This window comes from Mesorhizobium sp. P2_C7 (genome assembly GCF_056404515.1).
In genome coordinates this window covers 1-16,031 of the sequence record NZ_JBFUDW010000032.1, presented here as the reverse complement: position 1 = coordinate 16,031, position 16,031 = coordinate 1, and the positions used below count along the sequence as shown (strand labels likewise).

Below are 16,031 nucleotides of genomic sequence, written 5' to 3'. Positions count from 1 at the left end.
ACATGCGGCAGTGTGATGCCCTCATCATGGCCCATCCAGCCATGCCAGTCGCTGCGGCAAAGGCCCGTCGCCTCGACCTTGATGACGACCCCTTCGGGCGTCGGCTTCGGATCGGCGACGGTCTGGATCGTCGGCGCCTGGCCGAACTGTTCGAAGACGACAGCTTTCATATCAAGGTCCTTCTGAGGGCTTCCGGGAGCGCGGGGCGGGCAGGGGCTATACGTCTTGGAAGTCAGTCCACCAGTGCCGCGTCGTCGGGCAAACGCCTGGCGTATTCGTCGGATACGATTTGGCGAATGGCGGTCTTGAGCAGCTTGCCCGTTGCGGTATGAGGCAGTTGGTCGACGACGATGACGTCGTCGGGAATACTCCATTTGGAGATTTTGCCGGCATAGCCATCCAGCATGTCGTCGCGGGTGAACGTCTGGCCGGGCTTGACGACGACGACCAGGACCGGGCGCTCGCCCCAGCGGGCATCGGGCGTCGCGACTACGGCCGCTTCCCTGATCGCGGGATGGGCCTGAGCGATGTTTTCCAATTCGATCGAGCTGATCCATTCGCCGCCGGATTTCACAACGTCCTTGGTGCGGTCGACAATCTGAACAAAACCGTCCTCGTCCATGGTCACGACGTCGCCGGTGTCGAACCAGCCCTCCACCGTATGAGCTGGGCTCTGTTCCATGTCGTAGTAGCCGGCCGCGACCCAGGGGCCGCGCACAAGCATGGCGCCGTAGCCTTTTCCGTCACGCGCCGCCGGCTTGCCGTCGCTGCCCTCGATGCGGAACTCCACCCCGAACAGCGGCCGTCCCTGCTTGGACTCCAGTGTGAGTTTCTGCTTTTCCGACAGGCGTTGATGCTTGGGCAGCAGCGTCGCGGCAAGGCCGACGGGGCTTGTTTCCGTCATGCCCCAAGCATGGCGCACCATGACGCCCATGCCCTGGAAGCGGCTGATCATGATCGGGGGCGAAGCGGAGCCGCCGATGGCGACGCGCTTCAACGTTGAGAACTTCTGGCCATTGACGTCCATCCAGTCGAGCAGGCCGAGCCAAACGGTGGGCACACCGGCGGTGAACGTCACGCTCTCGCTTTCGAACAGGCCATGCAGGCTGGCGGCATCGAGGTTTGGTCCCGCCATCACGAGCTTGGCGCCGACCATCGGGGCCGCGAAGGGCAGGCCCCAGGCATTGACGTGGAACATCGGCACAACCGGCACCACGGCATCCATGGCTGAAAGGCTCAGCACGTCCGGCAAGCTGATCGCCATGGCATGCAGCACGGTGGAGCGGTGGCTGTAGAGCACGCCCTTGGGGTCGCCGGTGGTCCCGGACGTGTAGCAAAGGCCACAAGCCGTGTTCTCGTCGAAAACCGGCCAGGCAAACTCGTCCGGCTCGTCCGCGATGAGGGTTTCGTAGCAAACCAGGTTCGGCAGCGCCGCCGATTTCGGCATATGTGCCGCGTCGGTCAAGACGACAATCGCCTTCATGCCGACCAGCCGGTCGGCCAGCGCTTCGAGGATCGGAAGGAAATTGAGGTCACAGAAGAGCAGGCGGTCACCGGCATGTTCGATGATGTAGCCGATCTGCTCGTGGAAGAGCCGCGGGTTGATCGTGTGACACACGAGCCCCGATCCGGAAATGCCGTAATAGAGCTCAAGATGCCGGTAGCCGTTACAGGCCAGCGTTCCGACCCGATCTCCGCGCGACAGTCCGAGCTTTGCCAGCGCGTTGGCAAGCTTCTGACTACGCTTCGAAAGATCAGCATAGGTGTAGCGATGGATCGGGCCCTCGACCGTTTTCGAAACGATTTCCGTGTCGCAGTGATAGGTCGCCGCATGACGCAGGATGGAGGACACGAGCAGGGGTGTATTCATCATCAGGCCAAGCATGGTCTTTTCCTCCCGGACAATGGTTCAATCAGAACAGGTCGGCGTCGAGCGCCATGATGTCTGAAGCACCGGCGCGGATCGCCGCCTCGAGTGCGACGGTCTGCGGCAGCAGGCGAGCCGCAAAGAAGCGGGCGAGGGCAAGCTTGCGCTGTTTGTGCGGCGTCGTCGCGCAAGCCGCGGCCGTCTGTGCCATGCGCACCCACAGCCAGCCGAACGCCACCAGCGCGAAGAAGCGAAGGTAGTCGGTAGCGCACGCCCCGGCCTCCACCGGATCGGCGCCCTTGGCCAACAGGTCTTCCGTCAGTTTCTCCAGCCGGGCAAGGCTATCGACGACGGTGGACTTCACGGTGTCGAGCCAGGCGGGTCCGTTGATTTGCGACAGTTCCTCGCGCACAAGCGCAAGGAAGCGCAGAGGCAGTTCACCGTTTTCCATCGGCAGCTTGCGGCCCACCAGATCCATGGCCTGCACGCCATTGGTGCCCTCATAAAGCTGAGCGATGCGAACGTCTCGCACGTACTGTTCCATACCCCATTCACGGATATAGCCGTGCCCGCCGAACACCTGCTGCGACAGGACCGCGATCTCGAAGCCGAAATCGGTGAAAGCCGCCTTCACCACTGGTGTCAGCAGGGCCACGAGGCCTTCCGCCTTGCGGCGCGTCTCGGCGTCCGGATGGCTGGCGGCGATGTCCATCTGCAGCGCGATCCAGACGGCGAGCGCGCGCCCGGCCTCGGTGATGGAGCGGCCCTCCAGGAGCATCTTGCGCACGTCGGCATGCTCGATGATCGCAACAGGGCCGCGCTCACCGTCGGCGGAACGACCCTGCAGGCGCTCGCGAGCATAGGCAACGGCCTTCTGGTTGGCGGCCTCGCCGACTCCAAGGCCCTGCATGCCGACGAACAGCCGCTCGGCGTTCATCATCGTGAACATGGCGTTGAGGCCGCGGCCGCGCTCGCCGACCAGCCAGCCGATCGCGCCGTCATAATTCATCACGCAGGTCGGCTGCGCGTGGATCCCCATCTTATGCTCCAGCGATCCGACCGACATGCGGTTGCGTTCGCCCAGCCTGCCGTCCGCATCGACGAGGAACTTGGGCGATAGGAACAGGCTGATGCCTTTCACTCCTTTTGGCATGTCGGGCAGGCGGGCGAGCACCAGATGGATGATGTTGCCGCCAAAATCCTGATCCCCCGATGAAATGAAGATCTTCGAACCGCTGATGGAATAGGAGCCGTCCCCTACCGGCTCGGCGCGGGTGGTGAGCAGGCCGAGATCGGTGCCCGCGCGGGATTCGGTGAGCGCCATGGCGCCCGTCCATTCGCCGGTGACCATCTTGGGCAGATATTTCTGCTTGAGCTCGTCGCTCGCATGATGGGAAATCGCCTCCACCGCGCCACGCGTAAGCCCCGGGAACAGGCCGAAGGAGAGATTTGCCGACGATACCATCTCGTCCAGCAGTATCTGCAGCACGCGCGGCAGACCCTGTCCGCCAAATTCCGGGCTGCCGGAAAGGCCGCCCCAGCCGGCCTCGACAAAGGCCTTGTAGGCGTCGGCGACGCCCTTAGGCGTCGTCACCATTCCATTCGACAGCTTGCATCCCTCTTCGTCACCGCCTCGGTTGAGCGGCTCCAGGATCTCGGCGCAGAACTTGCCGCCTTCTTCCAGGATGCGGGTCGCCAGTTCCGTGTTGACGTCGTCGCAGCCGGGAAGGGCGGTCATTTGTGCGTCGAAGTCGAAGACTTCGCCGAGCAAGAACGACATGTCCTCAACGGGAGGGATATAGCCGGCCATGGGTGCCTTCCTGTTCGGTTGCCTACCGGCTTGCCCGTCGTCAACCGCAACTAAAGCGGTCAACGTTGATGCTTGCCGGCAAGTCGACGAAGGTCTCGCCTTCCAGCGCGACCACCTCGTCCGGCGTAAGCGAGTTCAGCCCGATAAGGGCACAGTCGACTTGTCAGAAGCGGGAAGCGCAGCTCCCACGATGCCGTCGGCGGCGGGGCGCCCGCCAGCGCCCCGCCTTCGGTGACTTGCGAAGCCGAGGCGCCAAGCCTCACAGGGCCTAGGCCCACTCGCAAGCGCCGACGCCTCGCCTTACGCGATCAGGGAGGATCGCGCACGCAAGAGGCGGTCCGCTGGCGGCCTGGATGGCCGACAACGCCTAAATGAATGCTGTCGGAACGCCCAACTGGGGACCGGCCGTCGGCGATGAGCTCAGTGCAGCAACGGCAGCTCGCCGTCGGGCCGGACCAGATGTCAGCCAGGGCGGTCATGAAAGCCTACGCGGTTGCGCCGCTGAGGTGCTCCTGTGCAGTTCCCCGATCGCATCGAGCAATGTTTCGCGCGCGCGCGCCGCGCTCGGAACCTGTTCTGCCAGCTCCAGCCATCCATGTATCAGGCCGGGGAACGGAAGATACACGGTCGATATACCGGCGGCGATGAGCCTTTGGGCGTATTCAACGCCGTCAGGCCGAAGCGGGTCACAACCTGCCGTAGTCACCAATGTGGGGGGCGCGTCTATGGGATCCGGCGCAAGCAGCGGGGCAAGCAGGGCATCGGGCGTGTGGTCGCCGCGATACGCGGACCAGAAATAGTCTATGTCGCTGCGATCCAGGCCGAGCCCGTCCAGACTTGTATCGCCGTTGGGGACCTTGAGCCCTGGATAGATAAGGACCTGGGCGTCGACGGGATTGCCGCCGGCCGCCCGGTGGGCGCTGATCGCGGCGGCAAGGTTGCCGCCGGCGCTGTCCCCGCCCACGGCCAACCACGTCGCGTCTTGTGCTGCGTGCGCGACGACCCGTTCACAATCGTCGAAAGCGGCCGGGAACGGGTGCTCTGGTGCGAGCCGGTAATTCACCGAAATAACATGCAGGCGCAGGCGGTCGGCGATCGCGCGCGTAAGCCGATCGTGGGTGTCAGCGCTGCCCAGCACCCAGCCGCCGCCGTGAAAGTAAACCAGGACGTGCCCTGGGTGGGCTTCGTGATCCGGCCGGTAGCGCCGGACCGGCACCGAATGCTTGTCCGGCCCCGTCTCGATCACTTCGTCGGTGACCCTGCCTGGGAAGGCCGGTTCTTCGCCGCGGAACATTTCGACAAACCCTGCGTATTCGGCACGCTGCTGGCCAGGCGAAATAGCGGTCCGGTCTGTTGGATCGAGTTCAGCCAGCAGCAAAGCAAGATCTGCCGCGGGCGCGGGGCGATCTGCGCCGCTCATCGTGCCACCCGCTTCACGGCCGGCGCGGCGGACGTGCCGCGCTTCCCGGCGAGCGAGGACAACCAGCCGAGCGCTGCTTCCAGCCCGTCTACCACGCCGTGATAGTGCGAGGGGAATAGCCGCGCAACGACGTCGGGTATCTTCGCACTCGCCCCGATCAGCACACGCGGGCGCCGGCGGGCAATGCCATCGATGATCGCTCCGGCGGCCACTTCCGGGGCAATGGTGAGAACTTTGTCGAATTCCACATTGTCCCTCTCGGCTTTGGCCCGCTGTTCCGGCGTCATCTCGGAGCCGATGCGCGCGGCCAGCGAGATGTTGGTCTTGATGCCGCCCGGATGAACGCAGGTGACGCCGATTTTGGAGGGTGCGAGTTCGGCCCGCAGGGCCTCGGTGAACCCGCGGATGCCGAATTTGCTTGTCGCATAGGCGACGTTGCCGGCGGGAGCGACAAGCCCGAAGACACTCGATACGTTTACTATGTGCGAGCCCTTGTTGCGGCGCAGTACCGGCAACAAAGCCCGGACCAGGTCAATCGGCGCCAGAAGGTTGACAGCGAGAAGCCAGTCGAAATCCTCTTTGGAGTACTGCTCGAACACCCCGCTGAGCGCCACGCCGGCGTTGTTCACGAGAAGGCGGGTGTCGGGATGGTTCTGGCTGAGAGTTAGACCGAGCGTGTGCACCTGCTCGCTGCTGGTCAGATCGGCGACGTATGAGCTGCACTGAGCTCGGGGATATTTGGAACGGAGCTCAGCAAGGGCAGAGTTCAGGCCCTTCTCGTCACGGTCGACAAGAACCACGTCGCAACCTCGATCGGCAAGCTGAGTGACAAGGGCACGGCCAATGCCGCCGGCGGCGCCGGTGACAATGGCGGTTCCGGAAAAATCGAAGTCATGCATAGGAGGCTCCTTTGCGGTCGGACAGAGAACTGGTCACGGGAAGGCTCGGAGATCCGGTCGCCACCGGGCTACGGCGAAACTCAAGGGCGGGGTCGCCCTCGAAATCGCTGCGAAAGAGCTTCAGGTCAAAAAGGTAGTTCTGGTGCAGCCGCCATGGTTTGCGGTTACCCTGCTTCGGGAAGCCAGCGATCCCGCGCTGGACATAGCTGGAATGCAGGTCAACGAATGGGACACCGCCGACGCCTTCCGGTGCACGCGGCATGACGAAATCATAGCCATGTTTGTCGAGATGAGCGATCAAACGAGCAATGCTCTCGCTGACCAGATCGGCCTTCAGCGTCCATGAGTTGTTCGTGTAGCCGATCACCAGATTGAAATTGGGGACCTGCGACAGCATCATGCCCTTGTAGACGACGCTATCGGGCAGTGACACTGGCTGGCCGTCGACGGACAGGGTCATTCCGCCGAGCGGAATCATCTGTAGTCCTGTTGCCGCCACGACAATCTCGGACTCGATGAAGTGCCCGCTGCTGGTTTCGATCCCGTTGGGAACAAAGCGAGCGATCGTGTCGGTTACGACCTCGGCTGTGCCGTTGCGGATTGCTTCGAACAAGTCACCGTCAGGAACCACGCACACCCGTTGATCCCAGGGGTTGTATGGCGGGTTGAAGTGCTTCTCCACCTCGACGTGCTTGCCTAGCTCGCGGTCGATCTCCTTGCGGATGAGCCGCCGGGACAGGCGGGGAAAACGTCGAGCCATCTCATAGGACAATATGTTGGATAGGACGTTCTTCCAAAACATGATCCGGCTGATCCACGCATCTGGAGCCGAGATCCGCTCAAGCCGCCGGACCAGTGAGTCCTCGGCGGGCAATGAAACGATATATGTGGGTGTGCGTTGCAGCATGGTGACGTGCTTGGCTTTTTGCGCGAGCGTCGGAACCAGGGTTACCGCCGTTGCCCCACTGCCGATCACCGTGACACGCTTGTCAGTCCAGTCGAGGTCCTCCGGCCAGGATTGTGGTGATATGATCTCGCCGCGAAAAGTTTCCTCACCCTCGAAGTGCGGACGGTGTCCTTGATCGTAGCGATAGTATCCCGAGCAGACCGACAACCATCGGCAGCTGATCCGCACAGTCGTGGTGGCGCTGCCATCCGGCAACGCTTTCTCCACTGTGACGATCCAGCAGGCCCGGGTGCCGTCCCATGCGGCACCGACGACTCGGTGGCCGTAGCGGATGCGCTGATCAACGCCGTACTCGACCGCGGTGTCCCTTAGGTAGTTTAGAATCGACGGACCGTCGGCGATGACGCGGCGGTCACGCCAGGGACGAAACGAGTAGCCGAGCGTAAACATATCGGAGTCGGATCGAACCCCGGGATAACGGAAGAGATCCCAGGTGCCGCCCAGATCGGCGCGCGACTCGAGCAGCGTAAAGGTGCTGTTCGGCCGCTGACGCATGAGGTGGCAGGCGGCGCCGATTCCGGACAATCCGGCACCCACGATCACGACGTCGAGCACGTCATCGATCGGCTGCGCAGTGGGGTGGCTTGACGAGGCAGAAATGTCCAACACAGCGGGTCCTTTCACGGGAAATTGGTCGGCTCTCACCAGACGTCGCACACAAACCGTCCTTCGGAACGCAGCTTGCCCAGCCACTGCGTCGCTGGATCGCTGGGGCCGTTTTCAGTTTCGCCAGAGCACTGACGGTGGATGTCGAGAAGTGCCGCCTCCACCCCCGCGCCGAGCCGCGCGGCGTCACCGCACACCCGGATATGTGCGCCCTGATTGATCAGGGACCAGATTTCGGTGCGCTCCGAGATCATGCGATCCTGGACGAACTTGTGGTCGTCGACAGGGGCGAAGGCGTACGCCGGCCGTAGCGTGACGACCCCCTCGCGTTCAGCCTTCTCCAGCTCTTGACGGTGAAGAAAATCGACGTCGGGGTGATCGCAGCCGAAATAGAGAACCAGAGGCGCTGCGTGGCCATGGGCGGCGCGATCCCCGATCATCCCGCGCAGGGGCGCCAGACCCGTGCCGGCGCCGATGAGGATCGCCGTGCGATCGACCGGCAGGCGGAAGCTGTCGCTGCATGGGACGATCCGGGCCAGGACGGTTTCACCGGCGATCAGGAGAGCGAGGTGATTTGATGCGATGCCGCGGTACCGCCGTCCCTGTCCGTTTCCGGCGTTGCGGTAGGGGGCATCGACCACCGAAACCATGAGGTCCACCGCCGAGGGTGTGGCTACGTTCGACGATGAGATCGAGTATCGCCTGGGCCTGATCGCAGACAACCGTGCCAGGAAATGCTCGAAAGGAAGATCGATCGAACGGTAGCGCTCCAGCAGGTCGAGAACGCTAGTGCTGACCGCCGTGATCGTCCGTTCGAACTCGGCGGCTTCCAGGCCAGCTAAGTCCTCCAGTGGCTTGCGCTCGGGCGGGCATGGGCAGCGTTCGGCAAGGAAGCGGAGATCCTCAGGGGTCGCGGGTTCCTGCAATTCGACGTAGTCGCGCAATATCTCACGAATGGTAATGGGGCGCTCCTGAGGCAAGAAGAGCCGCAGTCTCCGGGAGGCGCGAACACGCACCGGACGATCCAGATCGAGAGCGAACCGGGCGCCGACGCGCTCGATGAGTTCATTGTGGTTCCTCGGCAGCACCGCAAGGTGATCACCGGTGCGATAGCTGACACCGTCGGGCAGACGCAGCCGCAGAAAGCGCTTGGATCGCCCGAGGGGGTTGGCGAGGTCGACCAGCTCGCCCGAATCAACCACGGTCATGGCGGCCATGCCATGCTGTCTGGCCCGTTCCGCCTCGCTGCTCTCTACCGGTTCGAGGGCGATCTGGAGAGCGGCTTGACCGGCAGTTGCCGCGTCATCCGCCGCGCGGTCGCCGTCCCCGGTTTTGATAGAGTCCCACAGGTTTTGCGACCAGGAGTCCACGCTGGAGCTGAAGTCTCCCCCGACATCCGCCTCGCCCCGGTCCCCGATGCGTGTCGCCCCGGCGGCGCAGAGCCGCTCATCGATCAGCGACGGAATGCGCTGGTAAGTCGCGGAGTACGAGCGGTCGCCAATACCGAGGATCGCAAAGGACAGGCCTTCGAGCGAGCCGGGTTGCAAGGCCTCGGCCCAGTTGACGAACCTGTCGGCATCATCGGTGGGACGGCCGTTGTAGGAAGAAACCACGATCACCAGCAGGGTGCTGGTGGCCAGGTCGTTGAGCTTGCCGACCGCATCGTTGAGTGGCGCGACAGAAGCACTGTGTCCGTGATCCGAGGCGGCGGCCGCGAGTTCTCGCGCTACACCGGCCGATGTGCCAAGGTTCGAGCCATGGAACACGGCGAGCCTTGGGAATGTGTGGCTAGCCGCCACGGTGGTTGGCCGAGGCGCAAGGACCGGACTGGCCACGCGTTCGACTCGGCGCTCGCTCGGCTTCCTTGGCTCCGGATATAGCATGAAACCGTCAGGCTTGATCGTTAGCGTCATGCCTATGTTCAACTTGTAATTGGTGCGGTCGTTGAGGTGGAATCTGTGCACCAGCATGCCCAGCACCAGAATTGCCTCATGGAGCGCGAATTGCCGTCCGATGCAGGCGCGTTCACCGTTTCCGAATGGTTTGTAGATGTGTCCGGGGCGGGCCGCCGTGGCCTCGGGACTAAACCTGTCAGGGTCGAAGCTGTGGACGTTGCCACCCCATTCCGGCTGTCGGTGCAGTGACGGGATGAAGATCTGGATCGAGTCGCCAGGGCGGAAGGCGTAGCGTCCCGCCACGACGGTTTCCTCGACAGGGGTGACCGCGTATCCAGGAGCAGTAGGCCAGAGCCTCAGCGCTTCGTCGAGGATTTGCCTAATATAGGTGAGCTTGCCGACATCCTCGTAGCTAGGGCTGATATCGTCATCGGCACCCCACAGCGTATCGACCTCCCGCTGCGCCCGCGCAAGCACGGCCGGATGCTTTGCAAGGTAATAGAGTGCGAAGGAAAGCGCGGCGCCGGTGGTCTCGTGACCGGCAATGAGGAACGTTATGACCTGATTGTGGATGTTTGCATCGTCAAGCGGTTGCCCGGTGCCTGGGTCGGAAATGTTGAGCATGCGGCCGAGCAAATCATCCGTGCGGGTCGCGCCTTCCGCGCGCCGTCGCTCGATAAGCGAGGCGATGAGCCCCCGCATCGACGCAATATCGCGCTTGTAGGCGCGATTCCGCTTGAACCGCAGCCGGCTCACAAAATCCGGCAGCTCGCTCGCTTCCTGGGCGTGGGTGAGGGCGCGGACCATTGAAGCGACGAAAGGGTGGAGATCGTCCCTGCCAAAAGAATCGAATTCGTAGCCGAACCCGCACATCCCGATGGTGTCGAACGTAAGACGGGTCATGTCCCGCGGCACATCGACTGGATGCTTGTTGCGAGCCCGTTGATCCCAGTAACCGACCAGGCTACGTGCCGCGGACACCATCATCGCGTGATAGCCGCGCATCGCCTCGCGGGTAAACGCAGGCATAAGGATGTTGTGCGCCTTACGCCAGTTTGGTTCTTCGTTGTAGGCAGTGAACAGGCCGTCGCCGCCAATATCGCGGAGCCGCACAAGATCTGTATGAACGCTTTTGACGAAGCGGTCGGTGTCGGACAATTCGGCAACCAGGTCCGACCCGGAGGCCAGGATCATCTCGTTGCCGAAAATGCGCAATCGGAATATCGCGCCCTGTTCCTCGGCTTCGGCCAGAAGGAAGTCCATCAGGCGTCCGCCGCCGGGAATGCTCAAGGCGTGGCCCACAAAAGGAAGGCTCTTTCGCTCGGGGATCTGCGGCGCTGGGGTGCCTGGCTTGCTCCTGCCCACAACGATCTCCTGTGCCGTGCCATTCAGAATCGGGACCGATGTCACGCTTGAACCCTTTCCGCTAACGACGCGGTATGCGTTGCAGATGTCGGAATTGTTCCCGACCGACCACTCATTCGGCGATCTTTGCGGTAAGCGTTCCCGGTAAGCAGCGGTGCAAATGCCCAAAGACCAGCGTCGCAAACACGGCCGCAATGGCAAGCGGCAGCAGGAAAGACCAGGCGAAGATCGAAGGTCCCGCCGTCACGAAGATCGGGCCGGCGACCGCGGTGCCGATCGTCGCTCCCACGATGGCGATCACCAGGATACGCGACATCAAGGAGCCATCCGGATCGTTCTCAGTCAGAATACCGGTCACGAACGGGGTGACGATGTAGAAGCCGACATTCACGAACACCTGTGCGATCACAAAGACCGATGGGGTGAAGACGTTGAAAAGAAAATAGATCGATACGGCCATGACCAGAAAGCCAACAAGTACGAAGGTGAGTCGCTTCGCCTTGTCGTGGGTGGTCATCGGGACGATGGCGCCTAAAAATCCCGCCAATGACGCCACCGCGAGATACAGGCCGACTTGCGGACCGCTCAGGCCCACCCGCTCGCCGACATAGCCGCAAACCACCCATTGCCCGGCCTGCACGGCGTAGACGAGAAAGACGATCAGCATGGTCAGCCGCATCTTGCCGCTATCGAGTCTGGATTGATGCGTGGCCGCCGTCTTCACCGCCGAACGTTTCGATATCAACAGCAGGAATGGCGCCATCATCGCGGTAAACGCAGCAAGGACGAGAAAGACTGGCGCCCCTGTTTCCTGGTGCGGGATCATGGATACGATAAAGAGCAGGATGCCCAACGCCACCCCGCTGATCAGGTTGAGGGCTCCCCAGAGCCGCTCGGCATCGGCAAGCGAAGCAAGGCTCATGGCGACGAGGCTGAAGATGGCGCCTTCGCCGAGGCCTGCGACAAAGCGAGCCCCCGCAAGCGTCAGCGGCGATTGCAACCAGAAACTTGCCGCCTCTCCGACAAGCACCGCAAGCACGCCGGCCACTGCGACGCAACGCCATGATCGAACCGCCAGCTTTGGAAGAAACAGTCCGTAAAAGCCAATGCCCGCCAGTTCGGCACTAGCGACCACCGTGGCCAACCCTTCATCATAGCCAGCCAGCTTGCTCATCGAAAGGACAACGACGGGCATCACCATCGTGCCGTTCAGGGCAAGGGCATAAGCGGCGCTAAGTCCTAGGATCCACCACACTATCGCCTCCCAACGCAGCTCCGGCGCATTGGCGCCGGTCTGTTCTTCTCGTTCCTCGCAGCTTCTTCGGCTGCTGACCCCGCGAAGGATAGAAGTGAAGGAGTAGCCAGCAAGGGATGTTTGGGGCCGGTTTGGGGTCTTTTCCGGCCAAATCGTCGGCATGTTCACGCGACGGCTTGACGGCACGACACGTCTCAAATCTGCTGTCGGTCAAATGAGGTGCCACCAAGCCAAGCTGGGCTCGGGCACTCCAACGTCCCTGCGGATTGTAAATTCCTCAGTTGAAGATGGAGACAATACGCGGCCATTCGGCAGCTGCCTGGAGGGGCAAAGGGGACGGCGGCAGAGGGGCGTTCTTGGCGGCAATCGCCAACAGGTGCCGTAGGGGGAGGAGGTTTAGATGAAATCCGTCGATACGCGATATGTTACGGCAAACATTCCTGCGTTTCTGATCCGCAGCCTGGTCGCGACTTTGTCTGAATTCAGACTGGATCCCTCCCGGATGCTCGTTGGATTGGGAATAGCGGTCAAGGACCTGGAGGACCCGGGCTGTCGGGTGTCCTACCGGCAAGGACGGGAAGCCATCCTGCGTGCAACTCAAATGGCCAAAGGCCAGGCGCTCGGGTTGGAAACGGGAAGTCGCGAGAAGATCACATCCGCTGGCTTGATCGGCTATGCCATGCTGACTTCGGCCACGGTGGGCGAGGCCGTCGAACTCGCACTTCAGCTGCAAAGAGATAGCGGCAGCATGCTCGACTTTGACACGCGAACCACAAAGGAAGGTATCGTCGTCACCGCATCAACTCGTTTCCACGACCCCGAAATCTACACGTTCTTAGTCGAGGAAGCCTTTGCGAGCTTCCTGGGCATCGCGGTCGGCCTGGTCGGCGAGGGTTTCAAACCCCTTAGGATCGATGTTACTTATCCACCTCCCGCACATGCGGACGTGTACCGGCGGCTCTTCGGATGCGAAATTCGTTTCGGCCAGATGGAGAACGCCTTTCTTTACGATCCCATGTGGTACAAGCAGCCCCTGCTCACGGCGGACCCGTTCACGCATCGTCAGCTCCTCGAATTCATAGCTTACAACCGCGCCCGTTTGCGCGAGGCGGCGGAGATCACCGAATCGGTGGAGCGCGCGCTGAGGCAAAATCTGAACGAGCGCAGCAACATCACTAAGATTGCCTGCGAACTCGGCGTCGGCCAGAGAACGCTGCGTCGGCGCCTGGCAGAAAGCGGCGTCTCCTTCCAAGCACTGCTCGATGCCGTTCGCAAGAACCGGGCGTTGGAGCTGCTCGCCAATCCGCAAATGTCAGTCGAGCAGATAGCGTTCATCGTGGGCTTCTCGGATCCTCATAATTTTCGCCGGGCCTTTCGCCGCTGGACGGGCACAACACCAGGTTTGTTGCGGGCGGATATGTCGGAAACCTGGCCGCGATAGAGTCCCTGGCGGCAAGAAGACCTGCGTCGAGGGAGCGCGGACGACTATCTCGGCTCCAACCATTGTTGCCCTCCGATCTTGCGAGGCCGGGCAGGGTGAGGTGAGGGTCGCACTTGGATACCTCGTTTTCGGACACCTGCGATGCGCGGCTTCTCAAAAGTCGAGGGCGATGACGGGAACTTGCATCGCCCAGCCGGCGGAGCGTGCCGGCTGGGCAGAAGCCAAGCCGGGCACAAACACGGCTTAATCGCGACGGCTGTGGGTGTCCTCAAACCAGCTATTTGGCCGACAATGACACTCCTTTGGCCAAATCCCCCATTGTTCGGTCGAGACAGCCACATATCGTGGTGGAGTGTTGGGTTGGTGGATCACGGGGACTGATCGCCGTCTAACGAGAATAGGGGTGGCCTCCGCCTCGCGGAGTTCGCGCGGAAAATGGTCGGGGAGGGCGCCGCCTCACAAGCGCCAGTCGTCACACCGAGATGCTCTTCACTGGCTAATTTCTCACGCCAGCTTGCCAACGCGCGCCAGGGGTCGTCAACGCAATCGTGTATTCGGGCTCGCGGCGCTTCCTTGGCGATCCGGTAAGGCGCCAGCAGGTCTGCAAATTGCATGAACACAATGCAACATGAAGGGGAACGGAGAAGAGATGTACGCAATGTTCGTCCGGAGGGTACCTCGATCAATATTTCTGGCCGGTGCTTTCCTGCTGCCAGCGATAATGCCAGCTTCCGCAGGTGGATTTTCCCGCGGCCAAGCCAACACGGACGTCCTCTTCAGCGACGAACGTTTCACCGTGGATTCGCAACTGATATACGTCAATCCGGGCCGTAGCTTTGCATCGCTGATGGGCCAACCCGTGCAGGAAGGCGCATATTCCGACCCCTTTGTCGTCCCTCAGGCTTCCGTCGGCTTCAGGTTCTGGTCGCCCCTTTCCTGTGCGCTCACCTACACGCAGCCATTCGGCGCTTCCGCGACCTACAGCGATCAAGCGCAGGTCGCCGAATATCTCACGGCGGCCGGCAACGGAGATCCGTTCCCAAATCCCACGTCCAAAATGAAGTTCTCCGCGGACGAATACGGTGCAACTTGCGGAGTTCGCTTTGCGGCCGGCCCGGGGAATTTCTATTTGCTAGGCGGCGCGTTCATCGAGACATTCGATTACAAGGAAAACACTTGGATCGGCTCGGTCCATTTGAAAGATGGTGGAGCGCTCGGCTACAGAATAGGCGTCGCTTACGATATCCCGGAATACGCGATGCGGCTCCAGATTATGTATCGCTCGGAAATCAAACATGAAGGGGATGGCACGTACACGCCCTCTCAGTTGGCGATCGACAATGGGATAACGAGCAATCTACCCGCGAACGGTGCAGGCACGCTGCCGCAGTCGCTCAAGATCAACGCACAGACAGGGGTTGCCCCCGGCTGGCTGATCTACGGGTCCGTAGAATGGACAGACTGGAGTGTTCTGCAGCACTTCAGCTATGACGTGATTGGGCTGGGTACAGCCAACAAGATCTTCAATTACTCGGATGGCTATACCGTCCAGATTGGAGTGGGGCACGACTTCACCGACAAGCTTGCTGGCACTGTCAACGTGACCTGGGATAAGGGCGTAGGCTCGGGTGCGGACATCACCACCGATAGTTGGACCCTTGGTGTCGGAGCGCAATACAAGACCCAGATCGGCACCTTTGGTCTTGGAACAGCCCTGTCTTATCTGGAAGCAGGAGCGCAGTCAGTCGACAACGGTGCCACCTACGACGCGACCGCGGGCGCCGATTTGGCCGTGGGTGTCGGATTGTCGTATTCGTTGCAATTCTAGCGTCTGTCTCTACCCGACTGGGTCGCGATAAGGTGGCGCGGTGGGCGCGATGCTGGACAAGGATGGATGACACGCTTGAATGAGAGCCATGGCTTGCTATTTGAACAAGCGTGTCAATCTCGACCAGGAAACGCAGCGTGGCCTATCGAATGGCCGTCGCCTGCAGGACAGCTGGCCTCACCCGGGCTAAGCCGGTATGTGCCAGCTAAATTAGTTATCGAGGCCGAGCGAACAGGCGACCCACCGTCCTATATTCATTGGGATGATCGCGAACCAACGTTCTCCGTTGCTGGAGTCAGAGAAACCCCCGAGGCGACAGGACGCTGCTGCCCCCGACAGGATCAAAGCTGATGATCGTCGTTTACCCTCGCAGTGGCGCGCTTGCGTCGTTGGTGCGCAGTGTCTTGCGATGCAGGAAACCACCAGGCTGGGGGGCTTGAGGGCGGCTACTGGAACGTGGTCACCACGCCGATGCCGATGCCTTCGAAGCCGCCCATGGCCATCAGGGCGGCCGGAGCCTCTTCGAGGCTGAGCCTCTTGCTGACCAGAAGTTCGGGCTTCAGCTTGCCGCTGCCAATCATCGCCATGATCGCCGGATAGCGGTAGGCCTGCATGCCCAGGCTGCCGAGGATTTCGAGCTCGAAGGCGATCACCTGATCCATCGGCACCTGTGCCCTG

Annotated in this window: 9 protein-coding genes and 2 pseudogenes; 2 read left to right on the top strand and 9 right to left on the bottom strand. The window is 61.9% G+C overall.

All coding sequences use genetic code 11. The features are described 5' to 3' along the window. The 8 genes and pseudogenes from AC1D2G_RS34105 to AC1D2G_RS34070 form a co-directional block, all read right to left on the bottom strand. Positions 1–170, bottom strand: a pseudogene (locus AC1D2G_RS34105) (alcohol dehydrogenase); the annotation flags it as partial. 62 nt (positions 171–232) lie between these two features. Further along, the gene (locus tag AC1D2G_RS34100; protein ID WP_477419576.1) at positions 233–1,885 is read right to left on the bottom strand and encodes a long-chain-fatty-acid--CoA ligase; all 1,653 of its coding nucleotides are present in this window, start codon (positions 1,883–1,885) and stop codon (positions 233–235) included. Positions 1,886–1,913: 28 nt separating this feature from the next. After that, positions 1,914–3,677: an acyl-CoA dehydrogenase C-terminal domain-containing protein gene (locus AC1D2G_RS34095; RefSeq protein WP_436260292.1), complete on the bottom strand. Its 1,764-nt coding sequence runs from the start codon at positions 3,675–3,677 to the stop codon at positions 1,914–1,916. Positions 3,678–4,152: 475 nt separating this feature from the next. Then, entirely contained in the window at positions 4,153–5,097 is a 945-nt protein-coding gene (locus AC1D2G_RS34090; protein WP_477419574.1) for an alpha/beta hydrolase, read from the bottom strand. Then, positions 5,094–5,996: an SDR family NAD(P)-dependent oxidoreductase gene (locus AC1D2G_RS34085; protein ID WP_477419572.1), complete on the bottom strand. Its 903-nt coding sequence runs from the start codon at positions 5,994–5,996 to the stop codon at positions 5,094–5,096. The genes AC1D2G_RS34090 and AC1D2G_RS34085 overlap by 4 nt, the downstream gene beginning before the upstream one ends. Beyond that, positions 5,989–7,572 (bottom strand): flavin-containing monooxygenase, encoded by a 1,584-nt coding sequence (locus AC1D2G_RS34080; protein WP_477419570.1) that lies wholly within the window; start codon positions 7,570–7,572, stop codon positions 5,989–5,991. Before AC1D2G_RS34080 ends, AC1D2G_RS34085 begins: the two co-directional genes overlap by 8 nt. 32 nt (positions 7,573–7,604) lie before the next feature. Then, a complete protein-coding gene (locus tag AC1D2G_RS34075; protein WP_477419568.1) occupies positions 7,605–10,874 on the bottom strand; it encodes a bifunctional cytochrome P450/NADPH--P450 reductase in 3,270 nt (1,089 codons plus the stop codon). 67 nt (positions 10,875–10,941) lie between these two features. Beyond that, positions 10,942–12,084: an MFS transporter gene (locus tag AC1D2G_RS34070; RefSeq protein ID WP_477419566.1), complete on the bottom strand. Its 1,143-nt coding sequence runs from the start codon at positions 12,082–12,084 to the stop codon at positions 10,942–10,944. A 400-nt stretch (positions 12,085–12,484) separates the two neighbouring features. Here AC1D2G_RS34070 and AC1D2G_RS34065 point away from each other — a divergent pair, with 400 nt between their 5' ends. Then, positions 12,485–13,525, top strand: a complete 1,041-nt coding sequence (locus AC1D2G_RS34065; protein ID WP_477419564.1) for an AraC family transcriptional regulator — start codon at positions 12,485–12,487, stop codon at positions 13,523–13,525. Positions 13,526–14,174: 649 nt separating this feature from the next. Next, positions 14,175–15,353 carry an OmpP1/FadL family transporter gene (locus AC1D2G_RS34060; protein WP_436260286.1) on the top strand — a complete coding sequence of 393 codons (1,179 nt, stop codon included), beginning with the start codon at positions 14,175–14,177 and terminating at the stop codon, positions 15,351–15,353. 446 nt (positions 15,354–15,799) lie between these two features. On the opposite strand, the pseudogene AC1D2G_RS34055 reads toward AC1D2G_RS34060, so the two are convergent. Continuing rightward, a pseudogene (locus AC1D2G_RS34055) lies at positions 15,800–16,031 on the bottom strand (alcohol dehydrogenase); the annotation flags it as partial.

Excerpts from the sequence above, each read along its gene's own strand:
- AC1D2G_RS34100 (WP_477419576.1), bottom strand. The coding sequence starts at position 1,885 with ATGCTTGGCCTGATGATGAATACACCCCTGCTCGTGTCCTCCATCCTG.
- AC1D2G_RS34095 (WP_436260292.1), bottom strand. The coding sequence starts at position 3,677 with ATGGCCGGCTATATCCCTCCCGTTGAGGACATGTCGTTCTTGCTCGGC.
- AC1D2G_RS34090 (WP_477419574.1), bottom strand. The coding sequence starts at position 5,097 with ATGAGCGGCGCAGATCGCCCCGCGCCCGCGGCAGATCTTGCTTTGCTG.
- AC1D2G_RS34085 (WP_477419572.1), bottom strand. The coding sequence starts at position 5,996 with ATGCATGACTTCGATTTTTCCGGAACCGCCATTGTCACCGGCGCCGCC.
- AC1D2G_RS34065 (WP_477419564.1), top strand. The coding sequence starts at position 12,485 with ATGAAATCCGTCGATACGCGATATGTTACGGCAAACATTCCTGCGTTT.
- AC1D2G_RS34060 (WP_436260286.1), top strand. The coding sequence starts at position 14,175 with ATGTACGCAATGTTCGTCCGGAGGGTACCTCGATCAATATTTCTGGCC.